We start from the raw sequence: 25,329 nt of genomic DNA on the forward strand, positions 1-25,329 counted from the left end.
CAAAACGGTTTACGAGGCGGAGGGGGCGGGGGTCCGGGAGGGGGCCGTGGGCGGTGTGGGGGTGCCGGGAGACGGCGTGGCCGGGCTCGCGCCGGGCAGGTTCTCCTCCGGGAGATGGCGGCTGACCTCGGCGGTGGTCAGGCCGAGTCCGCCCAGTTCGATCTCGTCCCATGCCTGGAGGCGCCGGGTGTCCCGGTCGAAGTAGAGGATCGAGGCTTCGATCGGGTCCGGGTACTTGCCCTCCACGGCACGCAGGCCGCTGCCGCCGGTCGATCCCTCGACGCGCAGCCGGGTGCCGTACCGCAAGACCTCCGTCTGCTCGTGGTGGAGGTGGCCGGCCAGGACGATCGGCACTTCGCCGTCCGTCTCCCGGGCCGCCGAGGGCTCGTGCGCGATGGCGACGTCCACCGGAGTCCCGGCGGCCCGCTGGTCGCGCAGTGCGGAGGCCAACCGGTCTCCGGCCAGCTGTTCTGCCTGGTCGCCGCCGGGTGCGGCCGAGCGGTCGGGGGTGAACTGCGGGTCGCCCATGCCCGCGAAGCGCAGGCCGGCCACGGTCCGTGCCCGGCCGTCGTCCAGGACGTGCACGTTCTTCATGCGCTCCAGATAGTCCTGGGTCGCACGGGAGTCGTGGTTGCCGCGGACCCAGACGTAGGCCACGCCCAGCTGGGCGATCGGGTCCAGGAAGCCGTTCTCCGCCGTGGTGCCGTGGTCCATGGTGTCGCCGGAGTCGACGATCACGTTCACCTTGTACTGCGCCACCAGCGAGGCGATGATCTTCCAGCTCGCCGGGTTGAGATGGATGTCGGAGACGTGCAGGACCCGGATGGTGGTCGGGTCCGGCTGGTAGGCCGGGAGCGTGGAGGTGACGTCGTAGAGCTTGGTCACGTTCGTCACCAGGCGGGCCAATTCCTTCTGGTAGACGTCGAATTCGGTGACGATGCTGCGGGCGTTGCCGACCACGGAGGGTGCGGAGGAGAGCAGGCCCGAGAACTTCGGCTCCAGGACCGACTTGGGATTCCAGGTGGCGAACGCGGTCGCGCCGGAGGCGGCGAGGAGGGCCAGCGCCAGGCCGCCGGCGGTGAGGGCGCGGCCCGGGCGGCGGTAGACGGCCAGGCCGAGCGCGGTGGCGCCGGCGACGACGGCGATGCAGGAGCGCACGGCGAGGTCGAGGGTGCCGTGCTCGACGTCCCGGGTGACTTCGTCCTGGAGGCCGGACAGCCGCTCGGGGTGGTCGACCAGCGCCTGGGAGCGCACCGGGTCCAGTTGGTCGACGTTCACGTCGAGGCGGACGGGCGCGACATGGCTGTCGAGGGCCAGCGCGCCGAGCGGCGACACGTTGATCTTCGTCCCGCCGGTGAGCGAGGGGCGCAGGGTCATCGTCGTGTTCATGGGCCCGACGGACGCCCGTACGTTGCCGACGATCAGCAGGCCCAGCCAGGCGCCGGCCAGGACGACCGCCGTGAGGCCGAGGGCGCGGGCCCAGGGGCGCGGCCGGGCGGTGAGTTCGAGGGCGGGCGGCATGGGGGCGCGCTTGGACACGCGGAAGCGTTCGGACAGGGAGACGAGGCGCTTCGGTACGGAGTAGCGGACGCGGACCATTGGTCCCGTATGCCCGGCCACCGAAGCGGATATGCGGCGGTCCGTGACCCTCGTACGGCCCTCCCGTGCCCGACAATGGCCCTGTGCTGGAGATGACGCGCGAGGAGTTCGAGGAACTGGTCGCCGAGGCGCTCGACCGGATTCCGCCCGAGCTGACGCGGCTGATGGACAACGTCGCGGTGTTCGTCGAGGACGAGCCGCCCGCCGACGACCCCGAACTGCTCGGGCTGTACGAGGGGACGCCGCTGACCGAGCGCGGTGAGTGGTACGCGGGTGTGCTGCCGGACCGGATCACGGTCTACCGGGGGCCGACGTTGCGGATGTGCGGGACGCGGGAGGAGGTCGTGGCGGAGACCGAGGTGACCGTGGTGCACGAAATCGCCCATCATTTCGGGATCGACGACGCGCGTCTGCACGCACTCGGCTACGGGTGAGCGGCGCCCGCGTGTCTTCTTGCGGGCGGCGGGAGTTGGTCAGGTCGACTTCTTCGCCTGCCCGCCCTCGGAGGTGGCTACCGTGCGCCCCTTGTACGTACCAGTCCGTTTCGCCGCCACGGTACTGGCCGTCTCCGCGGCCGCCGGCTGCGTGAGCGTCGGCGCGGACACCGCGCGCCCCGGGCCGTCGCGGTCCACCGGGCAGGAGGGCGGCAAGGCGCCCGACGGGGGAGCGGCGGTGCCCGGCGCCGGTGCCGGGTACGGCGGCCCGGCGGCCGGCGGCGACCGGCGCGAGGAGCGTGGCGAGGCGGAGCCGGGGGAGTCGGCGTCCGCGTCGCAGCCGCCGTCGGGGCGGCACCGCGCACCCGCCACGGCGTCCGGGCCGTGGCACACGCAGAAGCCGGGGGATCCGCTGCCGACCGAGGAGCAGCCGTCCGATCCGTACACCGAGGAGCCGACCCCGACGCCGACCGTCGAACCGTCCTCGTCGCCGACTCTGCCGCCGACGGCGGAGCCGTCCTCCTCGGCGCACGAAGATCCCTCCCCGCAGCTCGTGCAGCGTGAGCCGGCGCCGCGGGCCGGCCGGCCCGCGTAGCCCGGACCGGGTGGCCGTCCGGGGGTTCGGGCTCGGTTTGCCTTCGAGGGTGGAGGGTGCGTATGGTGGTAGATCGTTTGATCCCATTTGCCCGGCGCCAACGCAGAGCGCGCCGTGTGGCGCGTTCTCTCCTTTGCCGTGGCTGACCGCATTGAGGCGGTCGTATTGCACATCACGGAGTTGACGGGTGCGTGCCGACGAGACTCCGGAAGGTTTCGCATTCGCATGTCCGTGTCCAGTACTGATCACGTCGTGGCGTCCGAGAACGATCACGTGGACGGGTCCGACAACGTCGCAGCGCCCGAGAGCATCGAGCACGCAGACCAGGCAGAGAACGCAGGGAACGAAGAGAACGCAGGGAACGCCGAGGCCGCCGAGTCCGGTGACGCCCCCCAGATCAGCTTCGCCGACCTCGGTCTGCCCGAGGGCATCGTGCGCAAGCTCGCGCAGAACGGTGTGAGCGTCCCCTTCCCGATCCAGGCCGCGACCATCCCGGACGCCCTGGCCGGCAAGGACATCCTCGGCCGCGGCCGGACCGGTTCCGGCAAGACCCTCTCCTTCGGTCTGCCCACCCTGGCCAGGCTCGCGGGCGGCCGCACCGAGAAGAAGCGCCCCCGGGCCGTCATCCTCACCCCGACCCGTGAGCTGGCCATGCAGGTCGCCGACGCGCTCCAGCCGTACGGCGATGTCCTCGGCCTGAAGATGAAGGTCGTCTGCGGCGGTACGTCCATGGGCAACCAGATCTACGCCCTGGAGAGGGGCGTCGACATCCTGGTGGCCACCCCGGGCCGCCTGCGCGACATCATCGACCGTGGTGCCTGCTCCCTGGACGACGTCCAGATCGCCGTGCTCGACGAGGCCGACCAGATGTCCGACCTGGGCTTCCTGCCCGAGGTCACCGAACTCCTCGACAAGGTCCCGGCGGGCGGCCAGCGCATGCTGTTCTCCGCCACCATGGAGAACGAGATCCAGACCCTCGTCGACCGCTATCTCACCTCGCCCGTCTCGCACGAGGTGGACGCCGCCCAGGGCGCCGTCACGACGATGTCCCACCACATCCTGATCGTGAAGCCCAAGGACAAGGCGCCGGTCACCGCGGCCATCGCCGCCCGCAAGGGCCGCACCATCATCTTCGTCCGTACGCAGATGGGCGCCGACCGTGTCGCCGAGCAGCTGCGCGACGCGGGCGTGAAGTCCGACGCGCTGCACGGCGGCATGACCCAGGGCGCCCGCACCCGGACGCTGGCCGACTTCAAGGACGGGTACGTCAACGTCCTGGTCGCCACGGACGTCGCCGCCCGCGGTATTCACGTGGACGGCATCGACCTGGTCCTGAACGTCGACCCCGCCGGTGATCACAAGGACTACCTGCACCGGGCCGGCCGCACCGCCCGCGCGGGCCGCACCGGCACGGTCGTCTCCCTCTCGCTGCCGCACCAGCGGCGGCAGATCTTCCGGCTGATGGAGGACGCGGGCGTGGACGCCGCGCGCCACATCATCCAGGGCAGTGCCGTCTTCGACCCGGAGGTCGCCGAGATCACCGGCGCCCGCTCGATGACCGAGGTCCAGGCCGAGTCCGCGGGCAACGCCGCCCAGCAGGCGGAGCGCGAGGTCACCCAGCTCGCCAAGCAGCTGGAGCGCGCCCAGCGGCGCGCAGGCGAGCTGCGCGAGGAGGCCGACCGGCTGGTCGCCAGGGCCGCCCGGGAGCGGGGCGAGGACCCGGCGGCGGCGCTCGCCGAGGCCGCGGAGGCGTCCGCGGCGGAGGCGGTGGCCGAGGTGTCGGTGCCGGAGCAGCCGACGGCGCAGGACGTCGACCGGCCCGAGCGCGCCGAGCGCCCGGCGGGCTCGGGCTCGTACGAGCGTCGCGAGCGTGCGGACCGTGGCGAGCGCGGCGGTTTCAACCGGGATCGGGACCGCGACCGGGACCGTGGCTTCGAGCGTCGTGACGACCGTGGCGGTTTCCGTCGTGACGAGCGTCGCGACGACCGTCGTGATGACCGCCGTGACGACCGTCGTCCGTTCGACCGTGACCGTTCCTTCGACCGTGACCGTGACCGCGGTGGGCGTTCCTTCGAGCGTCGTGACGAGCGCGGTGGCTTCCGCCGGGACGACCGGGGCGGCCGTGGCTTCGAGCGTGGTGACGACCGTGGCGGTTTCCGTCGTGACGAGCGTCGCGACGACCGTCGTGATGACCGCCGTGACGACCGTCGTCCGTTCGACCGTGACCGTTCCTTCGACCGTGACCGTGACCGCGGTGGGCGTTCCTTCGAGCGTCGTGACGAGCGCGGTGGCTTCCGCCGGGACGACCGGGGCGGACACCGTGGCAGTGACCGTCCGTTCAACCGGGACCGCCAGGGCGACCGCCCCGGCTTCCGGGCCGGCAACCACGACCGCCCGTACGCCCGCCGCGACGACCACCGCGGCTCCGGCTCCGGCTCCGGCTCCGTCGGCCGCCGCGACGACAAGCCGCGCTGGAAGCGCAACGGCTGACGGCTGACAGCAGCTGACGGCTGACGTCGCCGTTCACCGTCGACGGAGGCCGGCGGACGCAGACAGACGTCGTCAGACGACGGACGAAGGGCGAACCCCGGCGGACGCCGAGGGACGCCGACGGACGAAGGGCCCGCACGACGCGCTCGTGCGGGCCCTCTGTCTTCTCACTCCCCTGTCGTATCCGCCGATTCCCGGCCACCCTGTGGCGCATGTCACGCCATGGACGAGGGAATCGCTGGGGACATGACAGATGACGCTAGGGAGAGCGGGCCGTCGGACGAGGAACGGCTGGCCCAGCTCGGCTACACCCAGGTCCTCGCCCGCCGGATGTCGGCGTTCTCCAACTACGCCGTGTCCTTCACGATCATCTCGGTCCTGTCCGGCTGTCTGACGCTCTACCTCTTCGGGATGAACACCGGCGGCCCGGCGGTGATCACCTGGGGATGGGTGGCGGTCGGCCTGATGACGTTGTTCGTGGGCCTGTCGATGGCCGAGATCTGCTCGGCCTATCCGACGTCGGCGGGCCTGTACTTCTGGGCGCACCGCCTGGCGCCGCCGCGTTCGGCCGCCGCCTGGGCCTGGTTCACGGGCTGGTTCAACGTCCTCGGCCAGGTCGCGGTGACCGCGGGCATCGACTTCGGTGCGGCGTCCTTCCTCGGCGCCTACCTGAACCTGCAGTTCGGCTTCGAGGTCACCCCGGGCCGCACCATCCTGCTGTTCGCCGCGATCCTGCTGCTGCACGGACTGCTGAACACCTTCGGCGTCCGCATCGTCGCCTTCCTCAACGGCGTGAGCGTGTGGTGGCACGTGCTCGGCGTCGGTCTGATCGTCGGCGCGCTGGCCTTCGTACCGGACCGGCACCAGTCGGCGTCCTTCGTGTTCACCGAGTTCGTCAACAACACGGGCTGGGGCAGCGGCATGTACGTGGTGCTGATCGGCCTGCTGATGGCGCAGTACACCTTCACCGGCTACGACGCCTCCGCCCACATGACGGAGGAGACGCACGACGCCTCGACGGCGGGTCCCCAAGGCATCGTCCGCTCCATCTGGACGTCCTGGGTGGCCGGTTTCGTGCTTCTCCTCGGGTTCACCTTCGCGATCCAGTCGTACGACAAGGAGCTGGCGTCGCCGACGGGGGCGCCACCCGCGCAGATCCTGCTGGACGCGCTCGGCGCGACCGCGGGCAAGCTGCTGCTGCTCGTGGTGATCGGCGCGCAACTGTTCTGCGGGATGGCCTCGGTGACCGCCAACAGCCGTATGATCTACGCCTTTTCGCGGGACGGGGCACTGCCCTTCTCGCGCGTCTGGCACACGGTGAGCCCGCGCACCCGCACCCCGGTGGCGGCGGTCTGGCTGGCGGCGGCGGGCGCGCTCGTGCTCGGCCTGCCCTACCTGATCAACGAGACCGCGTACGCGGCCGTGACCTCGATCGCCGTGATCGGCCTCTACATCGCGTACGTCGTCCCGACGCTGCTGCGGGTCCGCAAGGGCGCGGCGTTCGAGCGCGGGCCGTGGCACCTGGGCCGGTGGTCGCAGCCGATCGGAATCGTCGCGGTGGCCTGGGTCGGCGTGATCACGGTCCTCTTCATGCTGCCCCAGGTCTCCCCGGTCACCTGGGAGACCTTCAACTACGCACCGGTCGCGGTCCTGGTCGTCCTCGGCTTCGCCGCGGCCTGGTGGCTGGCCTCGGCCCGGCACTGGTTCCTCGCCCCCGGCCACGCACGGAACCGGGGCCCGTCCCCGGACGAGCCCCGGGACGAGCCCCGTCCGGCGGCCCCGGAACCGGCGGATCCCTGACGGCCCGACGACGTCCCACCGCCGCGGCCCGCCTGCCCTGCCCCCCGATTCCGGTCCGTACCGGCCCCTTCCGTCCCGCCGACGCGGCCGTGTCCCCGATACCCGATCGGCGATACGGCCACGTGCGGCTATGCTCGGGGAGGCAACATCGCCCGGGCCCTTAGCTCAATTGGCAGAGCAGTGGACTTTTAATCCATTGGTTGTCGGTTCGAGTCCGACAGGGCCTACGGCTTGGCAGGCGGGGGACAGCCTCTGACCTGCTACGCGGCGTCCGGGTCGGCTTCGGTCGACTCGGGCGCCGACTTTGTTTCGGGCTCGTGCGGGAGCGATGCGTGAGCGGGTGTGCGGGGGCTTGACGTCGGGCCGGATGCTGCCGCGGGCTCGGGCACGTCGATGTCACCCTCGCCGACCCCGGACTGCCCGGACCGTTCGCGATCCCGGACCGTTCGTGATCCTGAACTGTTCGCGACCCTGGTCTGTCCGCGTGTGGACAGGCGGAGCAGGGGGATGGGGTGGGTGATGCCGGATGTTCACGAGGCGGTCACAGGGCGTCGGGCGGTGTGCGGGTTCATCGGCCGGCCGGTCCGCGGCAGGTGCTGGAGCGGGTGCTGTCCGCCGCCCTGTTCTGCCCTGATCTGCTGCATCGACCGCCGCATCGATCGTGGCCTGGGCCGGGCCAGCACGGTCCGAGGCGAATCCTCTACGATCCTTTACGGTCCTTTGTGGACGACCTCGGTGGACGATCCGGACGTGAGGGCCGGGGGATGTTCAGGAGCAGTGAAGTCTTGGCCCTGGGTCCATTGCCCCTGATACGATCATCGCACTTTTCGTAGGCTGACGGCGCGTCATGTACGCGTACGGGGGACAGTCTCTAAAGCCCCATCGCTAAGGAGTAAGGCTTGGTCCGCCTGTAGGTCCACAGGGCTCCTGTGGGCCGGGCCTTCCGCTGCACAGTGGACCAACCGCACGTCCGGCACGATGCGAGTTGAAGAGAGTCTCATGAAGTCAATTCTCCAGGATCCGCTTCTGTGGATCCTGATCGTGGTGCTCGCCGCCGCGGCGTTCGCTCTGCCGCGCGCGCGCAGAACCAATCTCGTACTCCGAAGAAAACAAGGTGACTTGGAGAGCGGCCTGGGCCTCGCCCATGGTCAGGTCGCACAACTCCAGGGTCACGTCGCCACCCTGAACGATCAGCATCACCGGGATCTCTCCGACGTGCGCGCGGACGCCGAGTCGGCGACCAAGGCCGTGCTGAAGTCGGCCATGGGAACGCTGCAGTCCCTCGCCGAGGAACAGCAGTTGATGCTCGACAGGCTGCTGAAGAAGTACGGCAACGAGTCGGAAGTCCTCGCCGACCTGATGGCCGTCGACCACACCGGAAGCCAGTTCGGCCGCCGTGCGAAGGGCATCGCGGTGCTGTGCGGCGGCTGGCTGGGCCGGCGCGACGGCCTCGCCACCGTGTACGACGTCGCCCGCAGCGCCCAGGGCCGGATCAAGGACTTCAACCGGGTCAGCGTCCACTCGCAGGTCAGCGTGTCCGTCGCCAGCAAGGCGGTGGAACCCGTGGCCGTCGTGCTGGCCGAACTGCTGGACAACGCGACCACGTACAGCGCGCCCGGCACCCCGGTCGAGGTCAACATCCAGGCCGTGCCCACCGGCGTCTGCTTCATCGTGGACGACGCCGGTCTGGGCATGGACCAGGAGACCAAGGACCGGGCGGCACGCCTGCTGTCCGCCGAGAGCGCGGTCGACATCACCGGCCTCGGTGATCCGCCGCGCTTCGGGTTCGCGGTGTGCGGCATGCTCGCCGCGCGCTACGGCTTCTCGGTCTCCGTCGGTTCGGTGTCCCCCTATGGAGGAGTGCGTGCCGTGATCCGTGTCCCGGAAAGTCTCCTGGCGGTGGACGTTCCCGCACCGGCCCCGGAACCCGAGGACATCGAGGAGGACCAGCCCGCCCGGCAGCGGCTGGCCCCGGTCCCGGTCGGCCCCTCGCACGTCGTGGGCACGACCACGGGAGGTCTGCCGAAGCGCCGTCGGCGCCAAGGCCCCATCGCGGTGGTACCCACACCCGACCCTGCGTCCTCCGAGCCGGCCCCCGAGCCGGCCAGCGAGGTGACCGCATCACGTCTCGGAGCGTTCGCGCGCGGCACCCGGAGCGGGCGGACCCTGAACACCACGGAAGGACCTCAGCAGTGAACACCGACCTGTCGTGGGTGCTGAACGACGTCCTGGAGGTCCGTGGAGCCCGCCACGGGATCCTCGTATCGGGCGACGGCCTGCTGCTGCACCGTTCGGACGACATCTCCCGGGACGACGCCGAGACCAACGCGGCGGCGATGAGCTCCATGCAGTCGCTGAGCCGCGCGGTCGCGGGGTTCTCCGGCGGCGGACACGGCTTCTGGAAGCAGACGCTGCTGGAGTACGACGACGGCTGGATCTTCCTCATCGCGGCGGGACAGGGCTCCTACCTCGCCGTCTCGGCCGCCCTCGACGTGGACATGGAGGCGATGTCCTTCCGGATGCAGAAGACGGTGACCGCGCTGAGCAAGGCGATGAGCGTGGCACCCCGTACGGACCACGGTGTGGGCGCATGACGACACCCAACGAGGAAACGTCTGTCACCAGCGATTTCGTCCGCTCCTATGTCATCACCGGCGGCCGGACCCTGCCGTCGTCCGATGAACTGGCGCTGCACACCCTGGTCATCCTGGCCCCCGAGCGAACCCTTCCGCTGGGGGCCGGCCCCGAGGTCAGGGCGATCTGGGACCTGTGCTCGGGAGGCTATCTGGCGGTCGCCGAGGTGGCCGGCCACCTGGGTCTGCCGGTGGGTGTGACCCGGTTGCTGCTCACCGACTTACTGGAACAGGGGTACCTGCTCCGCCGCGCGGAGCCGCCCCGGGCCGAGAACGTTGACAGAGCGACCCTAGAGAAGGTTCTCCATGGGCTCCAATCCCTCATCGGCTGAGACGGCCGCCGGATCCATCTACGTCTCCAGCGGCGTGACCAACGCGGCCAAGATCCTGGTCGTCGGTCATTTCGCCGTGGGCAAGACGACCCTCATCGGCTCGCTGTCGGAGATCACTCCGCTGCGTACCGAGGAGAAGATGACGAAGGCCTCGCTCCACGTGGACGACCTCAAAGGGGTGACGGACAAGACCACGACGACCGTCGCCCTGGACTTCGGCCGTCTGACGCTGAGCGACGAACTGGTGCTGTACCTGTTCGGTACGCCGGGTCAGCAGCGCTTCATGCAGCTGTGGGAGGACATGGCCCGCGGCGCGCTCGGCGCGCTGCTGCTCGTCGACCCCGGCCGGCTGGAGGAGTCCTTCCCCGTCATCGATCTGATCGAGGGGTACGGCCTGGAGTACGCCATCGCCGTCAACGGCTTCCAGCCGGAGAAGGTGTACCAGGAGGCGGAGGTTCGGGAGGCCCTGGACCTGCTGCCCGACACCCCCGTCATCTACTGCGACGCCCGGGACCGCGTGTCGTCGGCCCGCGCGCTGATCGGACTCGTGCGCCACCTCCTAGAGCGCGCGGCCTGATTCGCGTCTCGTCGACACCCCGCTCCCCCCCACGCACTAAGGACCAACATGGACCGTCAGACAGCGCCAGCTGCCACCGGCGCCAGATGCCCCATGCACGACACGACGTTCGCCGCGGACCCGCAGCGGGTCTACGACCAGTTGCGCGCCCACGGTCCGGCCGGACCCGTGGAACTCGCCCCGGGAGTCGACGCGACCCTGGTCGTCGGCCACGAGATGGCACTGCGCGTGCTGCAGAACTCGTCCCTCTTCGCCCGTGACGCCCGCCGCTGGAAGGCCCTGAACGAAGGGCTCATCGGCATGGACAGCCCCGTGCTGCCGATGATGGCGTACCGGCCCAACTGCCTGTTCACCGACGGTGCCGTGCACCTTCGGCTGCGCAAGGCCGTCACCGACAGCCTCGCCAAGCTCAACATCACCCGGATCCGCCGGGACGTCCAGCCGATCGCCGACTACCTCATCGACCAGTTCAGCGAGCGAGGCCGCGCCGACCTCCTCAACGACTACGCGAAGCTGCTGCCGCTGCTGCTGTTCAACAAGATCTTCGGCTGCCCCGCGGACATCGGTGACACCCTCACCGCCGCCATGTCGGCGATCTTCGACGGCAAGGACGCGCTGCGCGCGAACGATCAGCTCAACTCCTGTCTCATGGAGCTGATCGCCCTGAAGCGGCGGCAGCAGGGCGACGACTTGACCTCGTGGCTGATCCAGCACCCGGCCGGCCTGACCGACGAGGAGCTGAAGGACCAGCTGGTCATGATGATGGGCGCCAGCGTCGAGCCGGAGCGCAACCTGATCGGCAACGTCCTGCTCCTGCTGCTGACCGGCTCGGGCGGCCGGCAGAGCGGCATGATGATCGAGGAAGCCATCGATCACGTGCTGTGGAACCTGACCCCCATCGCCAACTACGCCACCCACTACCCGGTCCAGGACGTCGACCTGGACGGAGTCGTGGCCCCGGCCAACACTCCGGTGGTCATCTCCTTCGCCGGCGCCAACAGCGACCCGGCGCTCGCCGAGGCCCGGCGCGCGAACAGCAGGGGCGCCCACCTGGCGTGGGGAGCCGGTCCGCATGCCTGCCCGGCCAAGGACCCGGCGCAGGTCATCGCGATCACCGCGATCGAGCAGCTCCTCAACGCGCTGCCCGACATCACCCTGGCGGTGCCCGAGACGGAACTCCAGTGGCGCCCCGGGCCGTTCCACCGCGCGCTGGTGACGCTGCCCGTCGCCTTCAGCCCCACTCCGGCCAACCGCGTCGCGGCCGCGATCCAGAACCTGCCCCAGTCGGCCGGGGGGGACCAGGCCCTGCAGAACGCCCAGGCCAACTCCCAGTGGCAGGAGGGGAGGAAGAAGGGGTTCTGGAGCAGTTTCCTGGACATCTTCCGTGCGTAATGAGCGGCATGTGACCGGAGCAACACACTGGGGTGCATGACAGCAGAGAGGGGACGGGTAGGTTCCGGCGGTACCGGTAACGCCCAGCCAGCCAGAAGGAGCTTTGCGTGACCGCCGTTGGCGACATACGCGGCACCACCACCGACCGCCGAGCCGTCATCTCCCTTCTCCGCCGCCTTCGCTCTCCGGAGGGACAGGCCAACCCCCTGCCTCTCTGGCAGGAACTGCGAGCGATGGGTGACGTCGTGGCCGCCCCGTGGGGCGGCGCCCATTTCGTCACCGGATTCGATGCGTGTGACCAGGTTCTGCGCGGCAGGACCTGGCTCGCACCCGACTTCGCCTGGCAGGAGCGTCAGCCGAATCCCGAGCGCTGGCAGGCTCCCGCCACCCAGGAGATGACCCGCACCCTCTCCCGACTCAACGCCCCCGTCCACACGGTCCATCGCCGTTCCCTGAACAACCCGTTCGACCGTCGTGGCCTCGACGGCCTCAGCTCTCAGATCGCCGCCCACGTCACCCGGCTCCTGGACGACCTCGGCCGGCGGCTGCGCGACGACGGCGAGGCCGATTTCGTGGCGACCGTCAGCGAGCAGCTTCCCGTGCGCACTGTCGGCCAGTGGCTCGGCATCGAGCCGGAGCACTTCGCGCACGTCCTGGACTTCACCCAACGGCAGGCGTTCGCCCAGGAACTGCTGCCCACCAAGAGTGAGTTGGCGGTCTCGGCCCAGGCCACCCTTGATATGCGGGCCTTCTTCACGGACCTCATCCGGCAGCGGCGCAAGCGGCCCGGCGACGACGCGCTCTCCGGCCTGATCCGCTTCTGGGACGACCGGTACCCCGACGACCGGGCGCGGGCGGACCAGGCGGTCTACGACCTGACGATGTTCGTCACCGTCGCCTCGGTCGAGACCACCGTGACGCTGCTGACCAACGCGGTGGCGTTCGTGACCCAGGATCCCGCGCGCGCCGAATGGCTGCGCCAGAACCCCGACCACCTCGACGGCGCGATCGACGAGACCTTGCGCTACGACCCGCCCATCCACCTCAACTCGCGTGTGGCCGGCGACGACACCGTCCTGGCCGGAGTGCCCATCGCCAAGGACACCGTGGTCCACGTCATGTTCGGTGCGGCCAACCACGACCCGCGCCGCAACGAGGACCCGCACGTGTTCGACATCCACCGAGGCGGCAGCCACCTCACCTTCGGCGGCGGAGCGCACTACTGCCTCGGAGCGGGCCTCGCACGTCTCGAAGCCCGCCAGTTGCTGAGCCAGACACTGAATCGATTCCCGACGCTGCGGCCGATCGGCTCCCCCACCTATGCCCCCCGTATGGTCTTCCGGCGCGCGACTTCCTTGAAAGTGACGCTATGACGGCCCCTTCGACGGATCGCTCCACGGACCTCTCCACAGCTCCCGCTACGGATCTCTCCACGGCTCCCCCTACGGATCTCCCCGCCGATCTCCCCGTGGACCGGAGGCTCAGGACCCTGCGCACGTACCGGCAGGGACCACTGCAGACCATCGAGTTGTACGAACCCGAGCACGGCAACGTTGTCAGCGACGCCATGCTGGACGACCTCCTGACCGTGCTCGGCGACCAGGACGAAGCCGTCAAGGTCGTGGTGCTCGCGGCTGCCGGTGACGACTTCTGCCTGGGCGGCGACCGGACCGAGTACGCACAGCACCTGGCCGGCGACCCGGCCGGCGGCGGCATCCGCACCTCCGGTGCCAAGGCGCGGCGCGTGTGCGACGCCCTGGCGGCCAACCCCGCCGTCACGATCGCCCGTGTCCACGGCAAGGCCGTCGGCGCGGGGGTCGCGCTCGCCCTCGCCTGTGACCTGAGGGCCGGATCCGACACCGCGACCTTCCGGCTGCCCGAACTCGCCCTGGGACTGCCCACCGCATGGGGCGGGCTGCTGCCCCGCCTCATCAACGAGGCCGGAGCCGCCCGGGTCCGCGAACTCATCCTCTCCGGCCGTACCTTCGGCGCCCACGAAGCGCTGAGCATGTCGATCCTGCAGAAAGTCGTACCCGCGGACGGGCTCGACGCCGCCGTCACGGCGTGGGCCAAGCCCGTGATACGGCGCCCCGCCCCGGCGCTGCGGGTCACCAAAGCACTGCTCAACTCCCTGACCGCCCCGGCCCGGCTCGCCGACACCTCCGTGCTGGACCCCGAACTGATGGCTGCGGTGGCGACGGAGGTGTACCACGCGCGTGGCGGGGACTGACGTGATCCGTGGGCACGCGGGGTGCTTCGCAGGCGTACGCGCGGCGCTCCACGGGAGGAGAACGAGCGGCGTCGCTCACCGGCAGGCGGCTGTCTGAACCGGCGAGCGACGCCGCTCGCCGGTTCGGACAGCCGCCTGCCCGTTCCCACCCCCGAGAACGGCCGCCGCCCGGAGCGCCGCGTCCGCCGTCCCCCGGTCTTTCGACTCCCGGTCTCTCGTCCCCCGGTCCGTCAGCGTGCGGCGTACGCCCTGAGGAACGCCCCCACCCCGCCCCTGATCAGCAGTTCCGTGTCCTTCGGGGGCAGCGGCCGTACGCCGTAGTGGGAGAGCTGGGTGATCGCGTGCGAGATCAGGGCCGTGAAGTGGGACCCGGCCAGGGCCGCGTCCCCGTGTACGTCGATCAGGCCCGCCTCCGCGAGGGCCGCCATGGCGTCGGCCAGGGCGCGGCCGACCGGCACCGGGCCCGCCTCCTGCCAGGCCGCCAGGACGTCGGCGGGTACGTGGTCGGCCTCGGCGTGGATGTGGCGGACGAGGGCGAAGTGGTCGGGGAACTCGGTCATGAGGTCGATGAAGGCGCGGGCGAGGGCGACCAGGTCGCGTTCCAGGTTCTCCGGGCAGGGCGGGCGCCTCGGGTCCAGCACGGTGTGCAGGCGGTCGAGCTGGGCATCCCGTACCTCGGCCGAGGTCCAGGTGACGACCGTGCGGAACAGGTCGGCCTTGCCGCCGGGGAAGTGGTTGTAGAGCGTCCGCGTGGAGACGCCGGCGGCCGCCGCCAGCGCGTCCACGGAAGCGCGGGTGTAGCCCTCGCGGCCGAAGACCGTGCAGGACGCGCCCGCGATGGCGATCTGTTTCGCCAGTCGGCGCGGCGGGACCTCGCGCCGCGCCTGTTCCAGCCGGGCCTCGTTGCTGCTGCCCACGCGCCGCCTCCTCGGGATGGACGTGGCGTACCGCCGGTGGTGCGCGACCGCCTGGGCGCGGCCACCGAGGTACAACGGGCGTTGTAGTTTTACAACGCCCGTTGTACTTTACCGGAGGGCGGCCCGCTCCGGGCCACCGGTCGGCCACCCAGAGGGGGACACCCATGCCCGTGCCCACGTCAGCCGTCGCGTCCGCGACCGTCCGCCGGCCCGCACCCGACGCGTCACCGCTCCGCCTCGCCGTCGTCGTCGGCAGCGTCCGCACGGGACGCCAGGGCCGGGCCGTCGCCGACTGGTTCACCGGTGCCATCGCCGCCGACGCCGGATTCGACCTCGACGTCATCGATCTCGCCGGCCTCGACCTGCCGCTGGTCATGCCCGACTGGGGCGGCACGCCGAGCGACGAGGCCGTCGCCGCGCTGGCGGACGTCTCACCGCGCATGGCCGACGCCGACGCCTTCGTCGTCGTCACCCCCGAGTACAACCACAGCTTCCCGGCCGCGCTGAAGAACTTCATCGACTGGCACCACGTGCAGTGGCAGGCCAAGCCGGTCGGCTTCGTCTCGTACGGCGGCATCGGCGGCGGTCTGCGCGCGGTCGAGCAACTGCGCCTGGTCTTCGCCGAGTTGCACGCGGTGACGATGCGCGACTCGGTCAGCCTGCACGGCCCCTGGTCCGGGCTCGACGAGGACGGCACACCGCGCGACGCGGCCGTGTGCACGGGCGCCGCGAAGGGCATGCTCGGTCAGCTCTCCTGGTGGGGACGGGCGTTGCGGACCGCCCGCACCGACCGGCCCTACGCGGGCTGAGGGCGGGCCGGCATGACAGCGTCCGAGGCCGGCCAGGTCCCCTCCCGTGCCGCCCCGGCCGACGCCGCGCCGGACGGCACCGCGCTGCGCCGCATCCTCGCCGTCGTCATCACCGGCTCCATGATGTCCGTGCTCGACATGACGATCGTCAACGTCGCGCTGCCGAGCCTCTCGGAGTCGTTCGGCGCCCCGCTGGAGACGATCCAGTGGACGGCCACCGCGTACACCCTGGCGCTCGCCGCCGTCATCCCGGTGGCCGCGTGGGCGATGGGCCGCGTCGGCGCCCGGCGCACCTATCTGACCGCGCTCGTCCTGTTCACGCTCGGCTCGCTGCTCGCCGCCTGCGCCTGGAACGCGGCCGGTCTGATCGCCTTCCGCGCGGTGCAGGGGCTGGGCGGCGGGCTGCTGATGCCGGTCGGGATGGCGATGGTCCTGCGCGTCGCGGACCGCGCGCGGCTCGGCCGGTCGATGGCGCTGCTCGGGCTGCCCGTCCTGGTCGGGCCGGTGGCCGGGCCGGTGCTCGGCGGCTGGCTCGTCGACGTCGCGTCCTGGCACTGGATCTTCCTGGTCAACCTGCCCGTCGGGGTGCTCGCCCTGGTGCTCGCCGCCGGACTGCTGCCGGCCGAGGCACCGCGCCGGGCGGCGGCGCCCGCCCTGGACGTCCCCGGCCTGCTGATGCTCTCCCCGGGCCTGGCCCTGCTGCTGTTCGGGCTCGCCCGGGGCGGCGCGCGGGGTGACTTCGCCGCGCCGGGGGCGCTCGTGCCCGCCCTGGCCGGCCTGGTGCTGGCCGCCGCCTTCGTACGCCGGGCGCTGACCGTCCGCGCACCGCTGCTGGACCTGCGGCTGCTGCGCGAGCGCACCTTCGGCGCCGGAATCGCCACCCTCGCCCTGTTCACCTGCGGCTACTTCGGCTCGGCCCTGCTCGGGCCGCTGTACTGGCAGCAGCAGCGCGGCGTCAGCGCGACGGACACCGGGCTGCTGGGCATACCCGTCGCACTCGCCGTCGGTACGACGATGCAGGTGGCGGCCCGGATCGTCGACCGGGTCCCGCCCCGGCGCCTGGTCGCCGCCGGGACGGCGGTGGGCGCGCTCGGCATGGCGCTGACCGCCCTTCAGGTCGGCGAGGACGGCGTGGCGCCCTGGCGGGTCGTGGCCGCGTCCACGGTGATGGGCATCGGCACCGGCATGGTGCTGATGCCGACGATGACGACGGCCACCCGTGACCTGCCGAACGACCGGGTGGCCGCGGCGAGCACGGCCCTGAACATCAACTCGCAGCTGTGCGCCTCCGTGGGGACGGCGCTGCTCACGGTGGTGCTGGGCGCCGCAGGACCGGACCCGGCGGGTTTCCGGATCGCGTACGCCGTCGCGGCGGGCCTGCTCGCCCTGGCACTGCTGCCCGCGCGGCTGCTGCCGGGCCGGCGGCGGTGACCGCGTCCCGGCCGGCGTCCCCGGAACATCCCTGACGAAGCCCCTGACCGCACCCGCGACGGCCGCGCCCGCAGACCGCCCGCCGGCCCGTGTAATTTTGCTTCACCTTTGAAGCAAGCCCGTAGTCGAGCAAGCCACGAGTTCAGCAAGCCCGACTCGTACGCCGTCCACCCGCACCCCGGTGCCTCGCCGCCCGGACCGGCCGCCCCGCCCGCACGTCTCCCCACTGGAGTACGCAGATGCCCTTCCCGCACGTCCTGCTGTCCGCCGCCGTCTCCCTCGACGGCTGTCTGGACGACACCGGCCCGGAGCGGCTCATGCTCTCCTCTCCGGCCGACTTCGACCGGGTCGACGCGGTGCGGGCGTCCGCCGACGCGATCCTGATCGGCGCGGGCACGATCCGCGCCGACAACCCCCGGCTCCTGGTCAACGCGGCCGAACGGCGGGCCGCCCGGCTCGCGGCCGGCCGTCCGGAGTACCCGCTCAAGGTCACGGTCAGCGGTTCGGGCGACCTCGACCCGGACGCCAGGTTCTGGCACACCGGCGGCGAGAAGGTCCTCTTCACGACGGACGGGGGCGCCGAGCGGGCGCTGCGCGCCGGACTCGCGGCCGACGTCGTCCCGCTGGGCCCCGGCCCCGGCATCGACTGGCGGGCGCTCCTTGGGCACCTGTACGAGGAGCGCGGGGTGCGGCGGCTGATGGTCGAGGGCGGCGGGACCGTTCACACCCAGTTGCTGGGGCAGGGTCTCGCCGACGAACTCCAGCTCGTCGTCGCGCCGCTGCTGGTCGGGGCCCCCGGGGCGCCCCGGCTGTTCGGGCCGGGGGAGTACCAGCGCGGACGCCTCAGGCTGCTGGAGACCCGGCGGATCGACGACGTCGTCCTGCTGCGGTACGAGCCGACCGCGCCCGGAACCGGCGGGACGGCCGCCGCCGCGGACCGGCACTGGATGCGGATCGCCTGCGAGCTGGCGGCGCTGTGCCCGCCCTCGCGGACCGCGTTCAGCGTGGGCGCGGTGGTGGTGGCCGCGGACGGTACGGAGCTGGCCCGCGGGTTCTCCCGGGAGGCGGACGACTCCGTGGTCCACGCGGAGGAGGCCGCGCTCGCCAAGATCGACCCGGCGGATCCGCGGCTGGCCTCGGCCACCGTCTACAGCAGCCTGGAACCGTGCGCCCGCCGGGCCTCCCGCCCCGCGCCCTGCGCCCGGCTGATCCTGGACGCGGGGGTACGACGGGTGGTCACCGCCTGGCGGGAGCCCGACACGTTCGTCGCGGGTGCCGACGGGAGCGGGCTGCTGACGGCCGCGGGCGTCGACGTCGTCGTACTGCCCGAGTACGAGGCGGCGGCCAAGGAACCGAACCGACATCTGCTCGACTGAGCGGGAACCGCACGGCTTCTCCCGCTCGCCTGAGCGGGAACCGCACCGGCTCCCGCTCGACCGGGCGGGAGCCGTACCGGCGTGCGTGCGTTTGCTGTCCTGCGCATGGCGTATAGTTGTCATCACCGACGCGGGGTGGAGCAGCTCGGTAGCTCGCTGGGCTCATAACCCAGAGGTCGCAGGTTCAAATCCTGTCCCCGCTACTGAAGGCTCAGGGCCGGAATCCAGTTCCAAGGATTCCGGCCCTGAGTTTTTTTGCGGTCCCGCACATCGTATTCAGCGGTCTCGTACATCGCCCCTTGGTCATTGTCACGGCGGGTGATCGGGCGAACCCCCTCCGCATAACAACTGAAACTCCGTCAGGTCCGCTCGGGTTTCAGATTTTTGATGCAGCCGAGGTCAAGTCGCCCGTTTTTCGCCGCGCATGACCGGTAAGTCCGCACCGGATTGCGTTAAGGATCAAGCTGAACGGCTTGGAATCTGGCCGCCGGGTCTATTAACGTTCGATAACGCAGCGCGGTCGTCCCAGCCGTCACCCGAGACGGCTCCGTGCTCACGCGCCGAATCTCGTAAGGGAACCGGGGAACCACCATCTTGGGGTGAATCGCGCGGACACCACCGTGGAGACACGGCCGGTACAAGCGCGTAGGAGACCTTCCTGCTCCGAACCCGTCAGCTAACCCGGTAGGCGGAGGAAGGAAAGGAGTACGCCTGCGTGGCGTCCAATCGGCCTGCCCCAGAAGCCCCGTTCACGCCGAGCCAGTACGGCACCGAGACCTTTGCCTACGGCGGCTACTGCGCCGACGAGGCCCAGGGCACCTGGGGGGAATGGAACCCCACCGAGGACTCCGTCCGCCCGATACGCGGCCGGCACCGCGTCGCCAAGCAGCGCGGCGGACTCGCCCGTAGCTCCACGGTCCTCGGCGTCGGCGTCATCGCCGCCGTCGGCGCGGGCGGCATGGCCAGCGCCAACACCGGCAAGCCCCCGGTGTCCATCTCCATGCCGGACCTGCCCTCCGTCGGCTCCCTGCTCGGCGACGACTCGTCCTCGCACGCCCCCAAGGGCTCCACGACCGCACTGAGCCGCGTCGGCGTGACCGAGGCCGACACCGCCGACGGCACCGCCGACGCCGGCGAGGCGCTGCGCCACCGCATCATGGCCCAGGCCGAGCAGCAGCAGGGCCAGGCCGACACCAAGGCCGTCGCCGCCGCCGTGTCCGCCGCCGACAAGCAGGTCGCCGCAGCGGCCGCCAAGGCGGAGAAGGATGCCGCGGCCAAGGCCGCCGCCGCCAAGGAGAAGGCGGAGGCCGCCGCCAAGAAGAAGGCCGAGGAGGAGCGCCTGGCCGCGCTGGCCAAGCAGTTCACGCTGCCGACCCCCTCGTACACGCTCACCGGCACCTTCGGCCAGCCGGGCTCCATGTGGTCCTCCGGCTACCACACCGGCCTCGACTTCGCCGCTCCCACGGGCGCGCTGATCAAGGCCGTCCACAGTGGCACGATCACCGAGGCGGGCTGGGCCGGCTCCTACGGCTACCGCACGATCCTCACCCTCGACGACGGCACCGAACTCTGGTTCTGCCACCAGTCCTCGATCAATGTGAGCGTCGGACAGAAGGTCACCACCGGGGACTTCATCGGCCGCGTGGGAGCCACCGGCAACGTCACCGGCCCGCACCTCCACCTGGAGGTCCACCCGGGCGGCCAGTCCAGCGGCATCGACCCGATGGCCTGGCTGCGCGACAAGGGCCTCACCCCCTGACCCACCCCTGATCCCCGGCGGTCCTGACGGCATCCCCCCGACGCCAGGGCTGCCGGTCAGGTGTTTTTACGGGGTCTTTGCGTCCGTCGGCGGAATGGTGACCTCCGGCGAGTGCGTTGATGATGACCATGACTTCCCTACACAGACTCGGCTCCTCCGACCTGGAGATCTTCCCGCTCGTCCTCGGCGGCAACGTCTTCGGCTGGACCGCCGACGAACCGACGTCCTTCGCCGTCCTGGACGCCTTCACCGAGGCCGGCGGCAACCTCATCGACACCGCCGACACGTACTCGTCGTGGATCGAGGGGAACAAGGGCGGCGAGTCCGAGTCGGTCATCGGCAACTGGATCACCGCACGCGGTAACCGTGCGGACGTCCTGATCGCCACCAAGGTCGGCCAGCATCCCGAATTCCAGGGACTGTCCGCGGCCAACATCAAGGCCGCGGCGGACGCCTCGCTGCGGCGTCTGCAGACCGACCACATCGACCTCTACTACACGCACTTCGACCAGCCGGACGTGCCGGTCGAGGAGATCATCGGCGCGCTCGACGAACTGGTGCGGGCCGGCAAGGTGCGGCACATCGCCGCGTCCAACATCAGCGCGGAGCGGCTCCAGGAGTCCCTGGACTTCTCCGACCGCGAGGGACTGGCCCGGTACGTGGCGCTCCAGCCCCACTACAACCTGGTCTCGCGCGACACCTACGAGGGTCCCCTGCAGGACGTCGCCGCCCGCGCCGGGCTCGGGGTCCTGCCGTACTACGGCCTGGCCGCCGGCTTCCTCACGGGCAAGTACCGCCCCGGTGCGACCGTGGACAGCGGGCGTGGCGGGAACCTGGCCGAGCTAGCGGAGACCGAGCGCGGCCGGCGGGTCCTCGCGGCCCTGGACGAGGTCGCCGCGGCCCACGGCGTCGCCGTCCCCACCGTGGCCCTGGCCTGGCTCGCGGCCCAGCCGACCGTGGTCGCGCCGATCGCCTCGGCCCGGAAGCTGGACCAGCTCCCGGCGCTGCTCGCCGTGGCGGACCTGAACCTGACGACGGAAGAGGTGGACCGCCTCACCCGGGCCTCGGCCTGACCTTCCCGGTCTTTCTCATGGCCGCCGCCCGCGGCTCATCACGGTGTCCACCGTCAGGTCCGGTAGGGGTTGTACGTCGGATACGGCACCGTGGGACGGCCGGCGGGCGGTACGGAGTAGCCGTACGGCGTCGAGGGGCCGGAACCCGGCCGGCCACCCGGCGACTGCACCGGCCAGGTACCCGACGGCTGCTCCGGTGACTGCCCCGGCCACTGCCCTGGCCAGGTACCCGGCGTACCCGGCCACTGCGCCGGCGGCCAGGTGCCCGGCCAGGGGCCCGGCCCCTGGTGCCGGGCGGTCGCCCGTGCCGCGTACTCCAGGGCCGGCCGCGCCACCTGCCGGCGCTGCCACAGTTCCGCCAGCAGTTCCCGCTCCCGCACGACGAAGTCCGCACCGGCCCGCCCCCGCTGCCCGCGCTGCCGCAGGAACGCCAGAGACGTCGCGTACACCGCGTACTGGGCCACGGTCCGCGCCGCCTGCTTGCCGAGGTGGTGGTCCGCGTAGTCCCGGGCCAGCCGCCGCGCGCCCATCGAACCCAGCGCGAACGGCTCGGCGGGCCCCAGCCAGCCCGCGTACACATACGCCGGCAGCTCCTCCCGCACGGTCCGCAGTTCACGCTGCCGGCTCCAGATCGCCAGCCAGGTCAGCAGGCCGAACACGGGCACCATGAACACCGCGTAGACCACGAAGAACCCGAACCGGCCGAAGGCGGACGAGCCGTTCCACAACGCGTGCATGCCCATCGCCAGCAGCAGCCCGCACAGCGGCAGCAGGACCCGCCGCACCTGCCGGCGGTCCGCGGCGCGCGCGGCGATGCCGAAGCCGATGCCGGTGAGGACGGTGAAGAGGGGGTGCGCGAACGGCGACATGATGACGCGCACGAAGAAGGTGGCGGCGGTGACGGAGGCGATGCCGTGGTCACCGGTGAGCTGGTCGGTGCCGAAGGCCGTACCGAGGTAGAGGATGTTCTCGGTGAACGCGAAACCGGTGGCGGCGACCCCGGCTATCACCATCCCGTCGATGATCCCGGTGAAGTTGCGCCGGCGGAAGAGGAAGACCAGGAGGACGGCCGCGGCCTTGGCGGACTCCTCGATGACGGGCGCTATGACGGTCGCACCGAGGGTGTTCGCGTTGCTCGGGTCCGCGGTCGCGGTGGCTATCCATTTCGTGGCGAAGCTGTTGGCGACGATGGCGATCAGCGCCGCCGCGCACGCCCCCCAGGCGAACGCGAACAGCAGGTTCCGCCAGGGTCCGGGCTCGACCCGGTCGAGCCACCGGAAGGCGGCCAGCAGCAGCGGTACGGGCAGCACGGCGAGTCCGATGCCGACGAGGAACCCCTCCGTACCGGTCTGCTCGCGCACCAGCGCCAGGATGACCAGCCCGGAGACGGCGAGCAGGGCGATCAGCGCCCCGTACCGCACCCACCCGCGCTGCCACCAGCGCACCGGCCGGAACTCCGGGCCCGGGGCGCCGGTGGGGTATATCGGATACGGGGAGGAGGTGGCCACGGCATCGACCCTAACGATCACCTGTTGATGAATCCGGTGGGGGAACCGCTGTCATCACTGCTCTCGCCGCTGCCCCGGGTGCGGTACGCGGCGGAACAGCAGATCGTTCACCACATGACCCTTGTCCAGTCCCTGGCTCTCGAAACGGGTCAGCGGCCGGAACCCGGGCCGGGGCGCGAAACCGCCGTCCGCCCGCGTGTTCTCGAAGTCCGGGTGCGCGGTCAGCACGTCGAGCATCTGCTCGGCGTACGGTTCCCAGTCCGTCGCGCAGTGTACGAGCGCGCCCGGTGCGAGGCGCGAGGCGGCCAGGGTGAGGAACTCCGGCTGGATCAGCCGGCGCTTGTGGTGCCGCTTCTTGGGCCAGGGGTCGGGGAAGTAGACGCGCAGCCCGGCGAGCGACCCGGGGCGCAGCATCTCGCGGAGCAGGATGATGGCGTCCCCGTTCGCCACCCGGATATTGGACAGCCCGTTCTGGTCGGCGAGGTTGAGCAGGTTGCCCTGTCCCGGGGTGTGCACGTCCACGGCGAGGATGTCGGTCCCCGGGTCCTCGGCGGCCATCTGCACGGTGGCCTCGCCCATCCCGAAGCCGATCTCCAGCACGACGGGCCGTTCGTTCCCGAACAGCTCCTCCAGGTCGATGATCCGCCCGCCGTCGATGTCCAGCCCCCACTTGGGCCACAGCCGCTGGAGCCCGTCCGCCTGCCCGGCGGTCACCCGGCTGCGGCGCGGCTGGAAGCTGCGGATCCGCCGCTCGAAGTGCGATCCGGCGGGATCGGCGCGGGGGCCGTCCGGGAACCGCGGCTCGCCCTTGGCCCGGCCGTGCCGGACGGAGACGACCGGGGCATGCGGGTGCGGCAGCTCACCGGGTGCGGTCGGGTGGGCGCTGGGAGTTTCGGGGGTGTTCACGGAGTCAGCCACAGTGAGTCGATTTTAGTGGTGGTTTGTGTGCGCGGTTCTGGTTCACGGTGCCCCGAGCGCGGCCAGCGTCCGGCGCGCCACCTCCCTCCCGATCGGCAGGGAGGCCGTGGCCGCAGGTGAGGGTGCGTTCAGCACGTGGACCGCCCGTGCCCCCTCGCGGATCAGGAAGTCGTCCACCAGTGTCCCGTCCCGCAGCACCGCCTGCGCCCGCACCCCCGCTCCGGCCCGCACCAGGTCGTCCCGTGTCGCGGCCGGCAGGAGTCTGCGCACCTCCGCCAGGAACGCCCGCTTCGACACCGACCGGCGAATCTCCCCCGCCCCGTACCGCCAGTGCCGCCCGGCCATCCGCCACGCGCCGGGCCAGGCCACCGTCCCGGCCATCTCGCCCGGCCGTACGGTCCCCCAGCCGTACCCCTCCCGGGCCAGCGCCGGGACCGCGCCCGGGCCGACGTGCACGCCGGAGTCGATCCCGCGGGTGAGATGCACCCCGAGGAACGGGAACGCCGGGTCCGGCACCGGATACACCAGACCCCGCACCAGTTCGGGCCGCGCCAGCTCGTAGTACTCGCCCCGGAACGGCACGATCCGCATCCCGGGCTCGTCCCCGGTCAGCCGGGCCACCTCGTCGCAGTACAGCCCGGCGCAGTTCACCAGGACCCGGCCGCGCACGACGTCCCCGGACGAGGTCAGGACCGCGACGCCGCGCTCCGGACGGCGGTCGACCCGCACGACCCGCGCCCCGTACCGGATCTCCGCCCCGGACTCCCTGGCCAGCTGCCGGGCGACCCCGGCGAAGTCGCAGACCCCCGTCGTCCCGACGTGTATGGCGGCGAGTCCCCGCACCTGCGGCTCGTACTCGCTGATCTGGGCGGGGCCCAGCTCCCGCACCGGGATGCCGTTCTCCCGGCCGCGCTGCACGAGCGTGTGCAGCCGGGGCAGCTCGGCCCGCTCCGTGGCGACGATCAGCTTGCCGGTGACGGCGTGCTCGATGCCGTACTCCGCGCAGAACTTCACCATCTCGGCCGCGCCCCGCACCGCGTACCGCGCCTTGAGCGAGCCCGGGCGGTAGTAGATCCCGCTGTGGATGACCCCGCTGTTGCGCCCCGTCTGGTGCCGGGCCGGACCGGCCTCCTTCTCCAGCACCGTCACCCGGGTGCCCGGCACGGCCCGCGTGATCGCGTACGCCGTCGACAGACCGATGATCCCGCCGCCGACCACCAGCACGTCACAGTCGTACGCGATTCCCGGCCGCACCTGCACCACCTCCCGCTTCCGATAGTGCACTGCGCCACTGACAGCGGCTTCAAACGCGGGGCCGGGCAGCGGACCGAGGGGCGCGGGGACCTGCGCGACATCCCGGCGGACGCTGAGTGCCGTCCCCGCGCGGCGGCCCGCTCCCCGTCCTGCGCAGGGCAGGCCGGCAGACCTGAGGGGCGCGGGGGACCGAGCGAGGACC

General features: G+C 71.4%; 21 protein-coding genes, 2 tRNA genes and 1 riboswitch. Of the genes, 18 read left to right on the forward strand and 5 right to left on the reverse strand.

Annotation, left to right across the window (positions count from 1 at the left end; translation table 11 throughout):
- Window positions 1-9 precede the first annotated feature (9 nt).
- Window positions 10-1,599: a metallophosphoesterase gene (locus ACFYPJ_RS33390; protein ID WP_389025248.1), complete on the reverse strand. Its 1,590-nt coding sequence runs from the start codon at window positions 1,597-1,599 to the stop codon at window positions 10-12.
- Between the two features lie 83 nt (window positions 1,600-1,682).
- Between ACFYPJ_RS33390 and ACFYPJ_RS33395 the strand changes: the two genes are divergently transcribed.
- The 12 genes from ACFYPJ_RS33395 to ACFYPJ_RS33450 all read left to right on the forward strand — a co-directional run bounded on the left by ACFYPJ_RS33395 (window position 1,683) and on the right by ACFYPJ_RS33450 (window position 14,082).
- On the forward strand, window positions 1,683-2,033 hold the full coding sequence (locus tag ACFYPJ_RS33395) for a metallopeptidase family protein (protein WP_389025250.1): 351 nt from the start codon (window positions 1,683-1,685) through the stop codon (window positions 2,031-2,033).
- Window positions 2,034-2,115: 82 nt separating this feature from the next.
- On the forward strand, window positions 2,116-2,628 hold the full coding sequence (locus ACFYPJ_RS33400) for a hypothetical protein (RefSeq protein ID WP_389025251.1): 513 nt from the start codon (window positions 2,116-2,118) through the stop codon (window positions 2,626-2,628).
- 225 nt (window positions 2,629-2,853) lie between these two features.
- Window positions 2,854-5,118 (forward strand): DEAD/DEAH box helicase, encoded by a 2,265-nt coding sequence (locus tag ACFYPJ_RS33405; RefSeq protein ID WP_389025253.1) that lies wholly within the window; start codon window positions 2,854-2,856, stop codon window positions 5,116-5,118.
- Between the two features lie 246 nt (window positions 5,119-5,364).
- A complete protein-coding gene (locus tag ACFYPJ_RS33410) occupies window positions 5,365-6,918 on the forward strand; it encodes an amino acid permease (RefSeq protein ID WP_389025255.1) in 1,554 nt (517 codons plus the stop codon).
- Window positions 6,919-7,072: 154 nt separating this feature from the next.
- A tRNA-Lys gene (locus ACFYPJ_RS33415) sits at window positions 7,073-7,145 on the forward strand.
- Window positions 7,146-7,917: 772 nt separating this feature from the next.
- Window positions 7,918-9,114, forward strand: a complete 1,197-nt coding sequence (locus tag ACFYPJ_RS33420) for an ATP-binding protein (protein WP_389025257.1) — start codon at window positions 7,918-7,920, stop codon at window positions 9,112-9,114.
- Entirely contained in the window at window positions 9,111-9,512 is a 402-nt protein-coding gene (locus ACFYPJ_RS33425) for a roadblock/LC7 domain-containing protein (protein WP_389025258.1), read from the forward strand. The genes ACFYPJ_RS33420 and ACFYPJ_RS33425 overlap by 4 nt, the downstream gene beginning before the upstream one ends.
- Complete coding sequence (locus ACFYPJ_RS33430; RefSeq protein WP_389025260.1) at window positions 9,509-9,883, forward strand: DUF742 domain-containing protein; 375 nt, start codon at window positions 9,509-9,511, stop codon at window positions 9,881-9,883. The genes ACFYPJ_RS33425 and ACFYPJ_RS33430 overlap by 4 nt, the downstream gene beginning before the upstream one ends.
- Window positions 9,858-10,460 carry an ATP/GTP-binding protein gene (locus ACFYPJ_RS33435; RefSeq protein WP_389025262.1) on the forward strand — a complete coding sequence of 201 codons (603 nt, stop codon included), beginning with the start codon at window positions 9,858-9,860 and terminating at the stop codon, window positions 10,458-10,460. The genes ACFYPJ_RS33430 and ACFYPJ_RS33435 overlap by 26 nt, the downstream gene beginning before the upstream one ends.
- 93 nt (window positions 10,461-10,553) lie before the next feature.
- Complete coding sequence (locus ACFYPJ_RS33440; RefSeq protein WP_389025264.1) at window positions 10,554-11,852, forward strand: cytochrome P450; 1,299 nt, start codon at window positions 10,554-10,556, stop codon at window positions 11,850-11,852.
- 107 nt (window positions 11,853-11,959) lie between these two features.
- The gene (locus tag ACFYPJ_RS33445) at window positions 11,960-13,225 is read left to right on the forward strand and encodes a cytochrome P450 (protein ID WP_389025266.1); all 1,266 of its coding nucleotides are present in this window, start codon (window positions 11,960-11,962) and stop codon (window positions 13,223-13,225) included.
- Window positions 13,222-14,082, forward strand: a complete 861-nt coding sequence (locus tag ACFYPJ_RS33450) for an enoyl-CoA hydratase/isomerase family protein (protein ID WP_389025268.1) — start codon at window positions 13,222-13,224, stop codon at window positions 14,080-14,082. The genes ACFYPJ_RS33445 and ACFYPJ_RS33450 overlap by 4 nt, the downstream gene beginning before the upstream one ends.
- A 230-nt stretch (window positions 14,083-14,312) precedes the next feature.
- Here the strand turns inward: ACFYPJ_RS33450 and ACFYPJ_RS33455 are convergent, their stop codons facing one another.
- Window positions 14,313-14,999, reverse strand: a complete 687-nt coding sequence (locus ACFYPJ_RS33455; protein WP_389025269.1) for a TetR/AcrR family transcriptional regulator — start codon at window positions 14,997-14,999, stop codon at window positions 14,313-14,315.
- Window positions 15,000-15,163: 164 nt separating this feature from the next.
- Here ACFYPJ_RS33455 and ACFYPJ_RS33460 point away from each other — a divergent pair, with 164 nt between their 5' ends.
- The 6 genes from ACFYPJ_RS33460 to ACFYPJ_RS33485 all read left to right on the forward strand — a co-directional run bounded on the left by ACFYPJ_RS33460 (window position 15,164) and on the right by ACFYPJ_RS33485 (window position 21,447).
- Window positions 15,164-15,808: an NADPH-dependent FMN reductase gene (locus ACFYPJ_RS33460; RefSeq protein ID WP_389025271.1), complete on the forward strand. Its 645-nt coding sequence runs from the start codon at window positions 15,164-15,166 to the stop codon at window positions 15,806-15,808.
- A 12-nt stretch (window positions 15,809-15,820) separates the two neighbouring features.
- Window positions 15,821-17,239, forward strand: coding sequence for a DHA2 family efflux MFS transporter permease subunit (locus tag ACFYPJ_RS33465; RefSeq protein ID WP_389025273.1), 1,419 nt, complete (start codon window positions 15,821-15,823; stop codon window positions 17,237-17,239).
- Window positions 17,240-17,478: 239 nt separating this feature from the next.
- Window positions 17,479-18,615 (forward strand): dihydrofolate reductase family protein, encoded by a 1,137-nt coding sequence (locus tag ACFYPJ_RS33470; protein WP_389025275.1) that lies wholly within the window; start codon window positions 17,479-17,481, stop codon window positions 18,613-18,615.
- Window positions 18,616-18,744: 129 nt separating this feature from the next.
- Window positions 18,745-18,818 (forward strand) — tRNA-Met (locus ACFYPJ_RS33475).
- Window positions 18,819-19,163: 345 nt separating this feature from the next.
- Window positions 19,164-19,323: riboswitch (cyclic di-AMP (ydaO/yuaA leader) on the forward strand.
- A 7-nt stretch (window positions 19,324-19,330) separates the two neighbouring features.
- Complete coding sequence (locus ACFYPJ_RS33480; protein ID WP_389025277.1) at window positions 19,331-20,374, forward strand: M23 family metallopeptidase; 1,044 nt, start codon at window positions 19,331-19,333, stop codon at window positions 20,372-20,374.
- A 128-nt stretch (window positions 20,375-20,502) separates the two neighbouring features.
- On the forward strand, window positions 20,503-21,447 hold the full coding sequence (locus tag ACFYPJ_RS33485; RefSeq protein WP_389025279.1) for an aldo/keto reductase: 945 nt from the start codon (window positions 20,503-20,505) through the stop codon (window positions 21,445-21,447).
- A gap of 53 nt (window positions 21,448-21,500) precedes the next feature.
- Here the strand turns inward: ACFYPJ_RS33485 and ACFYPJ_RS33490 are convergent, their stop codons facing one another.
- The 3 genes from ACFYPJ_RS33490 to lhgO are packed head-to-tail and all read right to left on the reverse strand — an operon-like array spanning window position 21,501 to window position 25,157.
- Entirely contained in the window at window positions 21,501-22,955 is a 1,455-nt protein-coding gene (locus ACFYPJ_RS33490; RefSeq protein ID WP_389025281.1) for a PrsW family intramembrane metalloprotease, read from the reverse strand.
- A 54-nt stretch (window positions 22,956-23,009) separates the two neighbouring features.
- A complete protein-coding gene (gene trmB / locus ACFYPJ_RS33495; RefSeq protein ID WP_389025283.1) occupies window positions 23,010-23,873 on the reverse strand; it encodes a tRNA (guanosine(46)-N7)-methyltransferase TrmB in 864 nt (287 codons plus the stop codon).
- A gap of 42 nt (window positions 23,874-23,915) precedes the next feature.
- Window positions 23,916-25,157, reverse strand: a complete 1,242-nt coding sequence (lhgO, locus tag ACFYPJ_RS33500; RefSeq protein ID WP_389025285.1) for an L-2-hydroxyglutarate oxidase — start codon at window positions 25,155-25,157, stop codon at window positions 23,916-23,918.
- Window positions 25,158-25,329: the final 172 nt, after the last annotated feature.

Source organism: Streptomyces sp. NPDC006012 (assembly GCF_042871185.1).
GTDB lineage: Bacteria > Actinomycetota > Actinomycetes > Streptomycetales > Streptomycetaceae > Streptomyces.